This is a genomic window from Paraburkholderia sediminicola (assembly GCF_046027825.1).
GTDB classification, from domain to species: Bacteria; Pseudomonadota; Gammaproteobacteria; order Burkholderiales; family Burkholderiaceae; genus Paraburkholderia; species Paraburkholderia sediminicola_D.
In genome coordinates this window covers 45,486-60,046 of sequence record NZ_JAQQDU010000053.1, presented here as the reverse complement: position 1 = coordinate 60,046, position 14,561 = coordinate 45,486, and the positions used below count along the sequence as shown (strand labels likewise).

12 protein-coding genes are annotated in these 14,561 nt (G+C 63.2%); 2 read left to right on the top strand and 10 right to left on the bottom strand.

Features of this window, described 5'->3' with window-relative positions:
* Nucleotides 1-643: 643 nt before the first annotated feature.
* The 3 genes from PQQ96_RS26065 to PQQ96_RS26055 are packed head-to-tail and all read right to left on the bottom strand — an operon-like array spanning nt 644 to nt 6,451.
* Nucleotides 644-2,158 (bottom strand): efflux transporter outer membrane subunit, encoded by a 1,515-nt coding sequence (locus PQQ96_RS26065; protein ID WP_408298036.1) that lies wholly within the window; start codon nt 2,156-2,158, stop codon nt 644-646.
* A 4-nt stretch (nt 2,159-2,162) separates the two neighbouring features.
* Entirely contained in the window at nt 2,163-5,285 is a 3,123-nt protein-coding gene (locus PQQ96_RS26060) for an efflux RND transporter permease subunit (protein WP_408298034.1), read from the bottom strand.
* On the bottom strand, nt 5,282-6,451 hold the full coding sequence (locus PQQ96_RS26055; RefSeq protein ID WP_408298038.1) for an efflux RND transporter periplasmic adaptor subunit: 1,170 nt from the start codon (nt 6,449-6,451) through the stop codon (nt 5,282-5,284). The genes PQQ96_RS26060 and PQQ96_RS26055 overlap by 4 nt, the downstream gene beginning before the upstream one ends.
* Before the next feature lie 218 nt (nt 6,452-6,669).
* On the opposite strand from PQQ96_RS26055, the gene PQQ96_RS26050 reads away from it, so the two are divergent.
* The gene (locus tag PQQ96_RS26050) at nt 6,670-7,287 is read left to right on the top strand and encodes a TetR/AcrR family transcriptional regulator (RefSeq protein WP_408298032.1); all 618 of its coding nucleotides are present in this window, start codon (nt 6,670-6,672) and stop codon (nt 7,285-7,287) included.
* A gap of 156 nt (nt 7,288-7,443) precedes the next feature.
* On the opposite strand, the gene PQQ96_RS26045 is transcribed toward PQQ96_RS26050, so the two are convergent.
* Nucleotides 7,444-7,656 carry a hypothetical protein gene (locus PQQ96_RS26045; RefSeq protein ID WP_408298030.1) on the bottom strand — a complete coding sequence of 71 codons (213 nt, stop codon included), beginning with the start codon at nt 7,654-7,656 and terminating at the stop codon, nt 7,444-7,446.
* Between the two features lie 254 nt (nt 7,657-7,910).
* On the opposite strand from PQQ96_RS26045, the gene gvmR reads away from it, so the two are divergent.
* Nucleotides 7,911-8,963: a transcriptional regulator GvmR gene (gvmR, locus tag PQQ96_RS26040; protein WP_408298028.1), complete on the top strand. Its 1,053-nt coding sequence runs from the start codon at nt 7,911-7,913 to the stop codon at nt 8,961-8,963.
* 43 nt (nt 8,964-9,006) lie between these two features.
* Here the strand turns inward: gvmR and PQQ96_RS26035 are convergent, their stop codons facing one another.
* From PQQ96_RS26035 to PQQ96_RS26010, 6 genes are all read right to left on the bottom strand, one after another.
* Complete coding sequence (locus tag PQQ96_RS26035) at nt 9,007-9,396, bottom strand: cupin domain-containing protein (protein ID WP_408298026.1); 390 nt, start codon at nt 9,394-9,396, stop codon at nt 9,007-9,009.
* Nucleotides 9,397-9,518: 122 nt separating this feature from the next.
* Nucleotides 9,519-10,397 (bottom strand): AraC family transcriptional regulator, encoded by an 879-nt coding sequence (locus tag PQQ96_RS26030; RefSeq protein WP_408298024.1) that lies wholly within the window; start codon nt 10,395-10,397, stop codon nt 9,519-9,521.
* Nucleotides 10,394-10,624 (bottom strand): DUF2795 domain-containing protein, encoded by a 231-nt coding sequence (locus PQQ96_RS26025; protein WP_121110626.1) that lies wholly within the window; start codon nt 10,622-10,624, stop codon nt 10,394-10,396. The genes PQQ96_RS26030 and PQQ96_RS26025 overlap by 4 nt, the downstream gene beginning before the upstream one ends.
* Nucleotides 10,625-10,659: 35 nt before the next feature.
* Nucleotides 10,660-10,914 carry a hypothetical protein gene (locus PQQ96_RS26020; RefSeq protein ID WP_408298023.1) on the bottom strand — a complete coding sequence of 85 codons (255 nt, stop codon included), beginning with the start codon at nt 10,912-10,914 and terminating at the stop codon, nt 10,660-10,662.
* Between the two features lie 259 nt (nt 10,915-11,173).
* A complete protein-coding gene (locus PQQ96_RS26015) occupies nt 11,174-12,511 on the bottom strand; it encodes a C45 family autoproteolytic acyltransferase/hydrolase (RefSeq protein ID WP_408298021.1) in 1,338 nt (445 codons plus the stop codon).
* A 223-nt stretch (nt 12,512-12,734) separates the two neighbouring features.
* The gene (locus PQQ96_RS26010; protein ID WP_408298019.1) at nt 12,735-14,468 is read right to left on the bottom strand and encodes a ClcB-like voltage-gated chloride channel protein; all 1,734 of its coding nucleotides are present in this window, start codon (nt 14,466-14,468) and stop codon (nt 12,735-12,737) included.
* Nucleotides 14,469-14,561: the final 93 nt, after the last annotated feature.

Here is a 14,561-nt window from a genome sequence, read left to right as displayed (position 1 = left end):
GCTAATAAACCAATAAGAATTCAAGGAAAGGCCAATGCCGTAGGCACACAGGCAAACAAGCGCACCGCAGGCAGACAGATCAAGGAAAGGCCAACGCCATAGGCAAACAGACGAACAAAGCGCCGCGCAGGCCAACAGATCAGGGAAAGGCCAACGCCGTAGGCACACAGACAAAGCGCCGCGCAGGCAAAAAAGCCCATCCACGCGCTACGCGCACAAACCGTTGTGCCCTCAAGCACTTACCCCAAATGTCCAGGCGTTATCAACAGGCCTTTCAACAAAATCTGTGGATAAACCACTCCACCGCGATACACCCACAGCCGCGCGCAGCGCAGTCAATCACGCCTGCACCCACCCGCGCCGCGTGCAACAAACCGATCTGCATCAAGCACTTAAGCGCGTAGCCCCATAGTTATCAACAACCCTGTCAACATAAACTGGGGATAACGTTGCTCCATGTTGAGGCCTCCCAACGGCCTCCGCCACAACCAGACGGTACATTTAGCACCACCTGGTTCATTCCGCACCGCGACCAGAAAACCCCGCGCGCTCAACGTGTTAGCCCGCTTGTCAGATAGTTTTCAACAGCCTCATCAACATAAACTGGGGATAAGTCCGCAGCTATCGCTACGGAATCCCAGGTTTAGTTGGAAACGCCCGCGTTCACCGCAGGAACTGCCGGCACCGCAGCCGCCGCAGACGGCGCCGATTCCAAGGGCGGATTACCCATCGCCTGGAACAAGGCCGCCGTGTCCGTTAGGCGTGCGCTGGTGTAGCGGATTTCATCGAGTTGCGCGTTGCGAAACTGCTGTTCACTCGAGCGCGTCGATGCGATCGGCAACGCTCCCAGCCGGTAGCGTCCCGAGGTTTCGTCGAAGATTCCCTGCGCCGAGCGCGCAGCAACGTTCGCCGCGTCGAGCGCTTGCGCGTCGTGCTGCAGGGCTGCGAGCATGTCGGCGACGTTCTGGAATGCGGCCAGCACGGTCTGCTTGTACTGCGAAACCGTAGCGTCATACGTGTCGACCGCCGCGCGGCGCTGCGCGAACAGCGCCCCGCCGTGAAACAGCGGTTGTGACAAAGATGCGCCAATGCTCCAGATGGCCCCCGCGCCGGACATCGCCACCGGCCAGCTAAAGCCGCCTTGTCCCATCGATGCACTCAACGAGAGGCTCGGGAACATCTGCGCCGTTGCAACGCCAACGTCGGCCGCCGCGGCCTTCAGGGCGGCGTCCGCGGCCTGAATGTCGGGGCGCGTGCGCAGCAGCTCGGATGGCACCACGACCGGTACCTGCTCAGGCACATGCAGTTGCGCAAGATCGATATCGTCCGGGGCCGCGTCAGGCGTGCGGCCAAGCAGCACCGCCAACGCATGGCGCGTCGTCAGCCATTGCTGCTTTAAACCCGGCAAACTCGCGAACAGGCTCGCCGCACTTTGTTGCGCGCTCAACTGGTCGGCGTGCGAGACGGCGCCCAAGGCGTAACGCCGTTGCGTGTCGCGCGCCTGATCGTTGGCAATCGTCACGAGCCGTTCGGTCGTTTCGATCTGGGCATGCAACGCCGCGCTCGTGATTGCCGCCGTCACGATGTTGGCGGCCAGCGCGCGGCGGGCGGCATCGAACTGATAGGCCTGCACGTTCACGCGAGAAGCGAGCGCGGCATCGGCGAGACGCGAGGCGCCGAACAGGTCGAACGTGTAGTGCGCCTGCAATTGGCCGACGAAAATGTTGTACAGGAACGTGTTCGGACCGGCCTCGGGAATCGCCAGCGCACGATTGCGGGTGGCCTGGCCGCCCAGGTCGATGGTCGGCAGCATCGAGCTGCCGATCTGCGCGCGCAGTTGCTCGCGAGCGGCAGCAAGGCTCTTGTCCGTGGCGGCGAGCGTTGGGCTGTTGCGCAAGCCTTCGTCGACCAGTGCGTTCAGAGCGTCCGATTGATACAGCTTCCACCATTCGGGCACGGGTTTCGCGCCGACCACGAATTGCTGGGTGATGCCTTGTGCGGGCACGGTTTCCGTCGGCTGCGCTTCGGCGCCGTAGTGGGCGGGTTGCGGCATGGCGGGCGGTTCGCCGTTCGGGCCGAACGAGCAGGCGGCGAGGGCCAGCGCCGCGCCGCTGAGAAGCGTCAGGCGCAGGTGTCGAGGGAATGCAAAGGTAGCCATGATCTCAGTTCCCCGAATGCGTCGTGCTGGCCGGCGCGGGCGGTTCGCGCTCGTCGGTGCGCACTCTGAATGACGTGGCGTACAAGGCCGGCAGATAGAACAGCGTGAGGATGGTCGCGCTCGTAATGCCGCCCATCAGCGCGGTTGCCATCGGGCCGAAGAAGTTCGACCGCAACAGCGGAATCAACGCGAGCACGGCGGCTGCCGCGGTGAGCGTGATCGGCCGGAAGCGCCGCACCGTCGCGCCGACGATCGCGTCGAAGCGCTTATGTCCCGCAGCAATGTCCTGTTCGATCTGGTCGACCAGAATCACCGAGTTGCGCATGATGATGCCGAACATGGCGATCACCCCGAGCATCGCGACGAAGCCGAATGGCTGGCCGAACAGCAGCAGCGTCACGACCACGCCGATCAGGCCGAGCGGCGCGGTCATCACCACCATCAGCACGCGCGCGAAACTCTGCAGTTGGACCATCAGCAGTACCAGCACGGCGATGATCATAAGCGGCATCTGTGCGTTGATCGACGTCTGCCCCTTGCCGCTTTCCTCGACCGATCCGCCGATTTCGATCCGGTAGCCGACCGGCAGCGTGCTGCGAATCTGGCTGAGGGCGTTGTCGACGGCATGCGTGACGTCGATCCCTTGCCCACCGGGGGCGACGTCGGATTGCACGGTGATGGTGGGTTGCCGGTCGCGTTCCCAGATCACACCGTATTCGAGGTCGTTGCGCAGATGACCGAGCGTGCCGAGCGGCACCGGGCCGTTCGGCGTTGGCATCGCCAGCGTGACGAGCTTCGCGGGGTCGACGCGTTCCGCTTTGGGCGCGCGCAGATCGACGCTGATCAGCTTGTCGCGCTCGCGATACTGCGTGACGGTGTAGCCGGAGAGCGTCATCGCGAGGAAGCTCGAAATGTCTTCGGAGGTCACGCCGAGTTCGCGTGCCTTCTTCTGATCGACTTCGAAGCGCACGGAACGCTCGGCGGGCTCGTCCCAGTCGAACTGGACGTTGCGGGTGCCGCTGTCGGCGCGCATGGTCGCGGCAACGCGCTCGGCGATCGACCGCACGGTGGCGATATCGTCGCCGCTCACGCGGAACTGCACGGGGTAGCCGACCGGTGGGCCGTTCTCGAGGCGCGACAGGCGTGTGCGGATCGCCGGAAAATTGTTGCGCAATTCCGGTTCGAGCCACTGTGCGAGCTTCTCGCGATCTTTCACCGATTTCGCCGTGATTACGAACTGCGCGAAATTGGGCTGCGGCAATTGTTGATCGAGCGGCAGATAAAAACGCGGCGCACCGGTGCCGACGAAGTTCACCGTATGATCGATTTCTGGACGGCCAACGAGCGCCTTTTCCAACCGCTCTGCTTGCCGCAATGTCGCATCGAACGACGCGCCTTCGGGCAAGCGCACATCCACCAGCAGTTCGGGACGGTCAGAGCTCGGGAAGAATTGCTGCGGCACCAGCGTGAAACCCGCCATGGCCAGGATGAACAGCACGACGGTGATCGCCAGCACGACGAAACGCCGTTCGATGCACCAGCCGATCCAGCCGCGCAGCCGATGATAGAAGCGGGTGTCGTAGATGTCGTGTTCGTGATCTTCCGCTTCGTGAGCCTGACGTTTGCGCTCTGGCAGCATGTGATAGCCGAGCAGCGGAATCAGCACCACCGCGGCGAACCACGACGCGATCAGCGCGATCGCCGACACCTCGAAGATCGAGCGCGTGTATTCGCCTGTGCTCGACTTCGCCAAAGCAATCGGCAGGAAGCCGGACACGGTCACGAGCGTCCCGGTCAGCATCGGGAAGGCGGTACTGGTGTACGCAAAGGCTGCCGCGCGCGTGCGGCTCCAGCCTTGCTCGAGCTTCACGGACATCATTTCGACGGCGATGATCGCGTCGTCCACCAATAGCCCCAAAGCGAGCACCAGTGTGCCCAGCGACACCTTGTGCAACCCGATATCAAACAGATACATGCACAGCGCCGTGACGGCGAGCACGACAGGTATCGAGATCACGACCACCATCCCGGTGCGCACGCCCAGCGACAGAAGACTGACCACCAGCACGATCGCGATCGCCTCGGCGACGGCTTCGAGAAAATCGTCGACAGAATGCGCGACGGCGTTCGGCATGCTCGACACTTCGACCAGGTGCAAACCGGCGGGCAGGTAGGCCCGCAGCGTGACCATCTGCTGATCGAGCGCTTTGCCCAGACGAATCACGTCGCCGCCCGGCTGCATCGTGACGCCGATGCCGAGCACCGCCTTGCCGCCGGAGCGCATTTGCGTGGCGACCGGATCGTCGTAGCCGCGCTTGATGGTCGCGATGTCGCCGAGACGGAACGAGCGGTTGTTGATGCGGATCAGCGTGTCGGCGAGCGCGTTGACGTCCTTGAACTGACCGGTGGGGCGCACGAACACGCGGTCGTCGGTGGTAGTCAGCGTGCCCGCTGGCGAGACGCTGTTCTGTGAATTGATGGCCTGGCCCAGTTGCTGCGGCGAGATGCCAAGGCGCGTCAATTGCGTGTTGCTAATCTCGATGTAGATGTGCTGATCCGGATCGCCGAAATAATCGACCTTGCCGACGCCCGGCACGCGTAGCAGCACCGTGCGCAACTGGTCCGCGTAGTCGTGCAGTTGGGCGGCGGAAAAGCCGTCGCCCTCGAGCGTCCAGATGTTGGTGTAGACGTCGCCGAATTCGTCGTTGAAGAATGGGCCTTGTATGCCTGGCGGCAAGGTTGACGCGATATCGCCGACTTTCTTGCGCACCTGATACCAGGTTTCGGGCACGTCCTTGACCGGCGCCGAGTCCTTCATTGAGAAGAACATCAGCGACTCGCCGGGGCGCGAGTAACTACGCACGAAATCAATGGCGGGCGTTTCCTGCAATTTCCGGCCGATGCGGTCCGTGACCTGTTCCTGCACCTGGCGCGCGGTCGCGCCGGGCCAGAAGGTCCGGATCACCATGACGCGAAACGTGAAGGGCGGATCTTCGGATTGGGCGAGACGGGTATAGGCGAGGACGCCGAATGCGGTGGCGAGCGCGATCAGGAAGACGACCAGCGCCTGATGGCGCAGCGCCCATGCGGACAGGTTGAAGCGTCCTTCTTCAGGCGTGGTGCTCATGAAGCGAAGTCCTCGGGATGCAGCGGCGGGACCGCGTGGACTTTTTCGCCGGCAGTCACAGTGTGTACGCCCTGGAGTACGACGCGTTCACCGTCCTTGAGCCCCTGGGTGATCACGATCGTGCGCTCGTTGTAGCGCGTGACCGTCACTCGGCGCAGTTCTAATGCATTGTCCGTGGCGCGCACGACCCACACGGCCGGCTGGGTGCCGTCGTGGAACAGGGCGGTGGCGGCTACGGTGAAGGCCCCGCTTTGACCCGCTGATGCATTGGCAGATGAATCCGAGGGCGAAGGGGCGGCGAGTGCGATGTCGGCTGTCATGCCGAGGCGCACGTCCGGGCCGGGATTCTCGAGTGTGAGCTTGGCGCGGTAAGTGCGGCTTTGCGGATCGGCGGCAGGCGACAGTTCACGCACGCGCGCATTGAAGCTGCGGCCCGGCAGTGCAGCCAGCGTGACCGTTGCGGTCTGCCCGATTGAGAGCGCGGCTAGCGCGCTTTCCGGCACGTCGCAGACGACGTCGATGTCGCCGCTCCATGCGAGGTTGTAGACGGCTTGACCCGCGGACACATTCTGGCCGGTGTCGGCCTGTTCGGCGGTGATCACGCCGGCGTGATCGGCAATGAGCGTGGTGTACTGCAACTGGTCTTTCGACAGCGCCGCCTGCTGCGCGGCCTGGTCGCGCTGCGCGGCGGCAGATGCGTAGGCGTTAGTGGTCTGTTCGAGCTGTGCGGGCGCGATCAGGTTTTCTTTCGCCTGTGCCTGGTCACGATCGAGTTGCTGCTTCGCATACACGAGCGTGTGTTGCGCGGCTTCGAGTTGAGCCTGCGCGCTGGCGGCATTCTTCTGCGCATCCGCCGGGTCGAGCCGGGCGACGATCTGCCCGTTCTTCACCACGTCGCCCAAACGTACGCGCCGTTCAATGATCTTGCCACCGACGCGAAACGATAGCGGTGTGGAATAGCGCGCCTGCACTTCGCCCGGCAACGATGCCGCGGCCGTCGCGCTGCCGTCCGCATGCACGGCGACGGCGACCACCGGACGGGGCGCGGGCGCCGCCGCTTCTTTCTTCGAGCACGCGGCTAGCGTGACGAAACCGGCGAGAGTGAGGGCGAAGGCTGCGCGGCGCAGGCGCGCGGGACGGGCATACCGATGGAACTGCGGGCGTATCTCAGGCGATGCGGGAGGACCGGGACGCTTCACAATTACCCCAACAGGAGACAGCGAACGAACAGGGCAAGCCGCAGTGGCCCGCCAGCGAAGACGCGGGGCCGAATCATGCAATTGGCATACGCGTCTGACTTCGAATGATGGAATGCATTCTAATACACACATGTATTTGAATGTTGGAGTGAATTGGGATTCTTTTCGGTGCTAGACTGGCGCCCATGAAACGGCAACGACTTACACGCGAGCAGAGTAAAGACCAGACGCGTCAGCGTCTGCTCGATGCTGCGCAAGCGATTTTTATGAAGAAAGGCTTTGTCGCGGCGAGTGTCGAAGACATCGCCGGGGCGGCGGGTTATACACGCGGTGCGTTCTATTCGAACTTCCGCAGCAAGAACGAACTGTTCCTCGAACTACTGCGGCGCGACCACGAGACCATGCAGGCGGGGTTGCACGCTATTTTCGAAAACGCGGCGTCGCGCGAAGAGATGGAAGCGCGCGTGCTGCGCTACTACAGCAACCTGCATCGCGAGAACAAGTGCTTCCTGCTGTGGGTAGAGGCGAAGCTGCTGGCCGTGCGTGACGGCCGCTTCCGGATACGCTTTAACGCGTTTACGCACGAGAAACTCGAGCAGTTGAGCGCGTACATCCGAGAATTTTCGCTGCGAGTGGGCACGCCGCTGCCGCTGCCGGCGGAGACACTGGCGATGGGCTTGATGGGGTTGTGCGACGGCGTGCAGTTTTTCTACACGGTCGACCCGCAGAACGTGCCAGCGGAGATGGCTGAAACGGTACTGGGGGGATTTTTCGCGCGCGTGGTGTTTGGGCGCAACGCGTAATCGGCGCGCGAGAGGGGCGCGGCGAAGGCGCTCAGATTACCGCAGCGTAGCGGGCGCGTGCAGCCGAGCGACGCCGGCTGGCGTGCGTTGGGCCGCCGCACATGCTGCGCGGTGAGATCCGCGCATCAATCATTTTGTATGATGAATATCGGAGAATCAGTTCGCCGGCAACTGCGCGCAGGCGTCCGCAACCGGCGTGGCGCAGGCGAACGAATACTGCCCGCTGTAGCGCAGGGCCTCTTCGCCGACGTGCAGGACGACCTTGATGTCCGGGCACCGCTCGTAAGCGATGAAGGCCGAACAGGCCGCGGCGGACCAGCAAACCAGTGAAAACGCGATTTTTTCGAGAAGCTGAAAACGATGTGGCATAGCGATATGTTCCTTTCGGGCGCTATGATACCAGCATCTAAGGGTTTATACCTATCTTATGCCCGCAATAAACCTCGCAATAGTGTCGCGAGGGCCTCAGGAACCTGACGGGATTGTCATGTTCAGGTCAGGGTTGGGACATGATCGGGTCGATACAATCGAATCGTTGGGCAAATCCGCGCGCACCTTGTCGCGCGGGTCGACATAGGCGGCAGCGTTGCGCCGGCCCGGCGTTACCGAGGCAGGAGTCGTCCATGAATCAATTGCAGTCGATGCGCGTATTCGTCAAGGTGGCCGACCTGGGCAGTTTCGTGCGCGCGGCCGGCGCGTTGGATCTTTCCACTGCCGTCGTCACGCGTCACGTCGCGGATCTGGAGGCGCGCCTCGGCACGCGGCTGCTCAATCGCACGACGCGCCGGCTTTCTCTGACCGAATCCGGCTCGACCTATCTGGAACGTGTGCGCCACATTCTCGATGACCTGGAAGGTGTCGAGCAGATGGTGGTGGCGCGCAATCACGAACCGGTCGGGACCTTACGCATCGTCGCGCCGGTCGTGTTCGGGCTGCATAGCCTGGCGCCCGTGGTGCAGACGTACGCCGCGCATTATCCCGATGTGAAGCCTGACGTCACGCTGGCGGATCGCCACGTCGATCTGGTGGAAGAGGGTTATGACGTCGGCATCATGGTCGCGCGGCAGATGCGCAGCGCGAGCATCGTCACGCGGCGGCTGACCACCGGTTATATGACGGTGTGCGCGACGCCCGCATATCTGGAGCAGCACGGTACGCCGACCCGCCCGGAAGATCTGTTGACGCATCCGTGCCTGAGCCGGCCAGCCGAGCAGGGTGGTGACGAAAAGGTGTTCACCGGGCCGCAAGGTGAAGTCCGCGTGAGGCCTACCAACGCGATTGCGGCGAACAACACCGAGATGCTGAGGCAGTTCGCCCTGCTGGGCATGGGCGTGGCGATTTTGCCGAGCTATCTGATCGGCCGCGATCTTGCGTCGGGGCGCCTCGTGCCCTTGCTTACCGACTATCGTCTGCCGCAAGTCGAAATCACGATTGCGTATCCAAGCCGGCTACATTTACCGGCGAAAGTGCGGACCTTTATCGATCACCTTGTCGCGCATTTCCAGCAGACCGATGAGCACGCGCGCGATCCACGCGCCAGGATGCCGCGGCGAGCCGTGGCCGGCTCGCCGGTTTATGCCGACGACCTGCCGGTGTCCGCCTTGCCGGGCGACGCGGCGCGGCTGAAGCCTCAGGCTCCGCGCGCGCGAATAGTGGTGGCGTCTTCACCGCTCTGACGGGCGTGCGCGGCACCTCGGCGCATGGGCGACGCAAGCCCGCCTAGATCCACACGTCGTTTGCGGCGGTGCGTTCGTTGCTTTCTTCGCCGGTATTCTTCACGCCACGTGGCTCGATCAGCAGGAGCTTGACCTCGTGTTCGGCATACGGTTTGTGCTCCGTGCCTTTGGGCACTACGTACATTTCTCCTGCTGAAAGCAGCACGGATCCATCGCGCAGGTCGATGCGCAACTGTCCGTCGAGCACGATAAACGTTTCGTCCGTGTCGGCATGTTCGTGCCAGACAAAGTCGCCTTCGATGCGCACCAGCTTGAACTGATAGTCGTTCATTTCCGCGACGACGCGCGGTTGCCATTGGTCGTTGATGAGCTGCAGCTTTTCCGCAAAGTTGATGGCGCGGTGAGATTGTTGAATCGCTTGATGGGTGGACATCGAGGTGCTCCTCCTGAGTGGTAGGTGTCAGGCACGAGCGTAGAGCGGAAGGCGCTATTGGGTCTTGTACGTTTGTGCGCGCCGCTGCCCGGCGCTAAGATACCCGTCGGTCGCGTTGTCGCCTAACGCGTGCCGAGCATGGTTGGGCCCAGCATCCTGAGCCAATGTGCTGGCGCCACGCCCCACGCGCGCTTGAAGTGCCGCGTCATATGGCTCTGGTCGGTAAAGCCGGCCGCCGCCGAGGCGTCGGCGAGCGACACGCCCTGAACCGCGAGGCGGCGCACGAGATCGAGGCGGCGCATGGTCAGATAACGGTGCGGACTCGTGCCGAACAGCGCACGAAAATCCCGCGACAGACTCCAGCGGTCGCGGCTTGCGGCTGCCGCCAGTTCGTCGAGCGTCACCGCGCTATCGAGCGAACCCAGCATGTACTCGCGGGCCCGCTCCGCCGCGAGGTAATCCACTGGCCGGCGCGTCGTGCTCGCCGCACCTGCCACTGCGTCGAGCGCGATGGCCAGATCGTAGAGCGCATCGTCCTGTTCGAGCGAATCGATGGCGCAGTCCATCGTGCGCAACAGGCTTTCGGTGGCCGCAAAGAGGCGCGGGTCGTTCGACAAGCCGCCTTCGAGGAAGGGCAACGGCTTGCCGCCGAGCGCCTGCTGGAACAGCGCCGGGTCGACATAGATCATCCGGTAGTGAAAGCCGTCGCGGGTGCCGGCCTGGCCGTCATGCGGTTCATCGGGATGCAACACCATCGTGCCGCCCGGCAAGCTGTTACGCATGCTGCCGCGATAGCGGAAGCTCTGCACGCCTGCCAGCGTGCGGCCGATCGCATAGGTGTCGTGCCGGTGCATGGCATAGCCGGCATGATGAAAGAATGCTTCGATTCGCTCAATGCCGCTCGCGCCGCCCGAATGTGGCGAGCGATGAATCCAGTCGGCCGTGGGTTGCTGGTCTGACGAACGCGAACCCAGCGTTATCAGGCGGGACTTTCCGCTCATGCCCCCAGACCCGGCCCGTAATTGCCGCCGATCAGGCGCGTGATCGACGTCACGTCGGCGTAATCCTGTTCCGGCAAACCGTCGAGCATCGACACCAGCTCGTTGCTAGCGCCGGCTTCGCGCGCGGCCTCGACTAGCGCATCCTTATAAGTCGGGAAACGGACTTCTTGCAGAATATCGGCGATCTGGAGATCAATCGATTCGCCGGGAATAGCCGATGCGGTCATGCAAGCGCTCCTGGGGGGCGGTTTTCAGGTCTTATTCAGGTCTGCAGGTGCTCGTTCTGGCCCGTGAAGCTTCGCTCCAGATGCCGCGACTTGGGCAATGCGATGTATTGCCATTGTTGCGGACGATTGTCGTCCGTGACAGCGACGTCCGGCGCCGCGGGGGCGACGGGTGCAGCGTTGGCGCGTTCGGCAAGGCTATTGGCGGCCGTGCTGTCCGTCGCGGTATGAACCGGGGCGGCAAAACACGAGGCTGACAGCGTAACCATGGTCAACAGTGTCGAGGTTTTCATCGCCCGACCTCCTAAGCTCATGCGGCGCTAACAGTTGAGCGAGCGCTGTGCCGTCCCCGCGTCGAAAGGAAGGCGCAACCTACACGCGGCGTTGCCCTATGCGGGCGGCGTGCATCTACCATCTTAGATGGCAAACGGCTGCGGCGCGCGCGCAAAAGCGACAAAACCTCATTGTAGATTTCACATGATGGCAGGAAAAAGGCAAAGCAGTCGCGAACGGTCGTACAGCATTTATGTTGCGATGCAATACACCCCGCGTCTAGCGCAGCACCTCGAACCGTGTCCATGGCCACGACGGCCGGTCGCGCATATAGCCGTTGAGCCAGTTCCACTGCGGATGGCGCTTCATGAACGCCTGGGCGTCGAATGGGCGGCCGCACGGATGTCCCCAGCGTGCGGTGAAGGCCATGCTGCGCGCCATGTCGCTGTCGACCACCTTGCCGTCGTTGGCGCCCCACGGATTGAACGGCCCCTGGTCGGAACCGCCGAAGCGCGCGTCGTCCAGTTCCAGATGCCCGCAGATGGTGCGCGAGCACGGGTTGTCGTTGCGGTCGAGATAAACGTCGTGATGGTCGGCGATCATCTCTTTCGCGAGTTCGGCGTCGATCTTGCCGTGATGCATTTCTTCGAGCTGCATGAAGCGTAACCGGCGCGCGCCGTTCTTGCGCACGTCCGTATAGTCTTCGCCTTCGCCGATGCATTCCTGGTTGCGGATCTTCAGATCGGTCGCGGTGTTGTAACCGCTATAGAAGCCGTTTTTCGTACTCTCGAAACCGGAATAGTGCAGCCCGAGTTCGTAGCGCGCGATCTCGCCGGTCTTGGTGTCGCCGAGCAGCCAACTGTTCGCATAGCCGCCGTTATTGGCGACCGCGAACATCTCGCACCATTCGCCGATGTTGTTGGCGTATTGCGACGCGCGCCGTGAGCGATAGAACTCCGGCGCACCGGCCGCGTTGTAGCCGGCAAAGTTGGAGATGGTGGTTTCAGTGACCATCAGGCCGGCTTCGGTGACCCAGAAATCGGTGAGGCTGGAGATGCAGCCCGGCAGGCCCTGCATCAGGATGCGGTTGCCACGATCCGGCACGATGTCGAACACCACGTTGAACGCGTCGCCCGCGGCATAGCGGTCCCACGAGTTGTGCGCCATCACGATGCGGCCGTCCCGTGTGGCATTGCCGGTGGCGATGAACGCGCTGCAGTGATGGCCGCGACGTCCACGCCACGGTTTCAGGCCGAGCTGCGGTTGCTGGACTGCCGCATGGCTTGGCCACCAGCTTTGCAGCAAATCCATGTAACCGTTCCAGGCCAGCACTTCGGCGAACGGCAGCTTCGCGCCGTCGGCGATGCCCTGGATTTCGTCGGCGAATTCAGTGTCGAGTTTGTTGGCGAACTGGGACACGGCGGCGTCGACGAAGGTATCGAAGTCTTCGCCGGTATCCCATTTCGCGAGGTAGCGGGCGGTGCGGATCGCGTTCTGGATTTCAGTGGCGAGCAACTGGCCGTGCTGCTCACCGCGATCGTACGGCTCACCTTCGATATGCAGGAAAATCCAGCCCGCCTGATCGCGGCGCAGGGCATCGAGGGACGGTTCGCTCATCTTCGCTCCGATCGAAGGGCGGGCGTCTCGGTGCGCCCGTCTTGGCGTAACGCGCGCTGCTCGCAATCGCTGCAGCGGTTTCCCCATTGTAGAGAATCTGCCGCGCTTTGCATCGGCTGAGGCAGGAGCATGGGTGAGGCACCGCGCATTGCCGCGCGGCCTCGGCCAATGACTCAGCGATTGCGCGTCCCGGCGCCGGATGCCCGAATACCCGAACCCGGGCCTAGCGCGTCGGATTCATGCGGAAGTAGGCATCGAGCAGCGAAGTCTTGTACACCACCCCCGCCAGCTTCGGATCCGCAGCGCTTTCGACAACCGGCAGCCGCTCCCCCTGAAACGCCATGAAGTGCTGCAACGCAACGCCGAGCGGCATATCCGGTGTGAGCACGTCGAAATGCGGCTGCAGATAATCCGCAGCGGTTTTCGTGGCGGTGTCGCGCTTGTCGAGCAGATCGGAGGTGATGTCCTTGAGCGCGACCACGCCGAGAAACGCGCCGGACTCGTTGGCGACGTACAGATACTTCACGGGATATTCGAGGAACACGCGCGTCATGTCATGCACGGTCGCGTTCGGCGGCACGACGGTTTCGGCGGGACGGATCAGCTCGCGCATCTGCGTTGCGCGCAGGCGGGTGCGCTCCTGCTCCTCCTGATTGCGGCGCAGCGTGATCTCGTACATCGACGTCTTGCCGATCGCACGCGACACGAAATACGCAACCACACACGACAGCATCAGCGGCAGCACCACCTGATAGCTGAGCGTCATTTCAAAGATCATCAGGATCGCCATCAGCGGTGCCTGCGTGGCGCCGGCCAGAAACGCGCCCATACCGACCATCGCATAAGCGAACGGCGCCGAGGTGCTGTGCGGCCACAGTGCGTGCATGCCCAGGCCGAACAGCGAGCCGACCACCGCGCCGACGAAGAGCGTCGGCGTGAACACCCCGCCGATCGCGCCTGAACCCACGGTCGCCGACGTCGCGACGATCTTGAACACCAGCACGAGGACGAGTGCGTTCCACGTCCACGGCGAATGCAGAATCGAATTGACGACGCTGTAGCCGTTGCCCCACACCTCGGGCGTCCAGACCGACAGAATGCCGACTACCAGACCGCCCAACGCCAGCCGGATGGGCAGCGGCACGGGCAGTTTACGAAAGTTCTCTTTGGAGAAGTCCATCAGCCGCAGAAACTGCGGCGCGATCGCACCGCAGAGCAGCCCGAGCCCGACGAACAACAGAACTTCGGCACCCGCCACCGGCGGAAACACCGGCATTTCGTACGGCGGCTTGTAGCTGGTGAACTCGCGCATCGTGATGTTGGCGACCACCGCCGAGACCACCACGGGACCGAAGCTTTCCATCACGATCGAGCCGAGCACGATTTCAGTGACGAAAAACGCGCCGGCAATCGGCGCGCTGTACGCGGCGGTAATCCCGGCTGCCGCGCCGCAGGCGACCAGCAGACGCAGACGCGGCGGATCGAAATGCACCCAGCGGCCGATCAGCGACGCGGCCAGCGCTGCCAGTTGCACCATCGGGCCTTCACGGCCGATCGAGCCGCCGCTCGAAATCGTGAACAGCGACGACACGCTGCGCCAGAAGCTCAGCTTGACTGGCACCACGCCGTCGCCAATGGCGACTGCTTCCATGTAGTCGACGTGATTGCTCTTGTCGACGTGACGCTGCGCGATCAGTAGAAAGAAGCCGGCGACCAGGCCACCCGCGGCGGGCAGCCACACGCGCACTGTCCACGGCAAGCCGCGCGCCATTTCGACGAAACTACCGGACTTGCCGACAAATGCCAGTTGCAGCAACGCGATGGCTTCGCGAAAGGCAATCGTCGCGAACGCGCCCGCGACGCCGACCACGACCGACCAGACCAGCATCGTATGGGCGTCGGACAGACGGAACAGGCGTTGGGCGCGGGTGCGCAGCTTCAGCAGGAATGAAAGCACGTCGGCGGGAGAGGGTGTGATGGGTGGATGAAATGCGCGTACGGTAACAGCATTGCGCCCGCTGTTGGAAGCGGGCGCAATGCGGAGCGTGCG

Excerpts from the sequence above, each read along its gene's own strand:
- PQQ96_RS26015 (WP_408298021.1), bottom strand. The coding sequence starts at position 12,511 with ATGAGCGAACCGTCCCTCGATGCCCTGCGCCGCGATCAGGCGGGCTGG.
- PQQ96_RS26035 (WP_408298026.1), bottom strand. The coding sequence starts at position 9,396 with ATGTCCACCCATCAAGCGATTCAACAATCTCACCGCGCCATCAACTTT.
- PQQ96_RS26030 (WP_408298024.1), bottom strand. The coding sequence starts at position 10,397 with ATGAGCGGAAAGTCCCGCCTGATAACGCTGGGTTCGCGTTCGTCAGAC.
- PQQ96_RS26025 (WP_121110626.1), bottom strand. The coding sequence starts at position 10,624 with ATGACCGCATCGGCTATTCCCGGCGAATCGATTGATCTCCAGATCGCC.
- PQQ96_RS26050 (WP_408298032.1), top strand. The coding sequence starts at position 6,670 with ATGAAACGGCAACGACTTACACGCGAGCAGAGTAAAGACCAGACGCGT.
- PQQ96_RS26060 (WP_408298034.1), bottom strand. The coding sequence starts at position 5,285 with ATGAGCACCACGCCTGAAGAAGGACGCTTCAACCTGTCCGCATGGGCG.
- gvmR (WP_408298028.1), top strand. The coding sequence starts at position 7,911 with ATGAATCAATTGCAGTCGATGCGCGTATTCGTCAAGGTGGCCGACCTG.
- PQQ96_RS26065 (WP_408298036.1), bottom strand. The coding sequence starts at position 2,158 with ATGGCTACCTTTGCATTCCCTCGACACCTGCGCCTGACGCTTCTCAGC.
- PQQ96_RS26045 (WP_408298030.1), bottom strand. The coding sequence starts at position 7,656 with ATGCCACATCGTTTTCAGCTTCTCGAAAAAATCGCGTTTTCACTGGTT.
- PQQ96_RS26020 (WP_408298023.1), bottom strand. The coding sequence starts at position 10,914 with ATGAAAACCTCGACACTGTTGACCATGGTTACGCTGTCAGCCTCGTGT.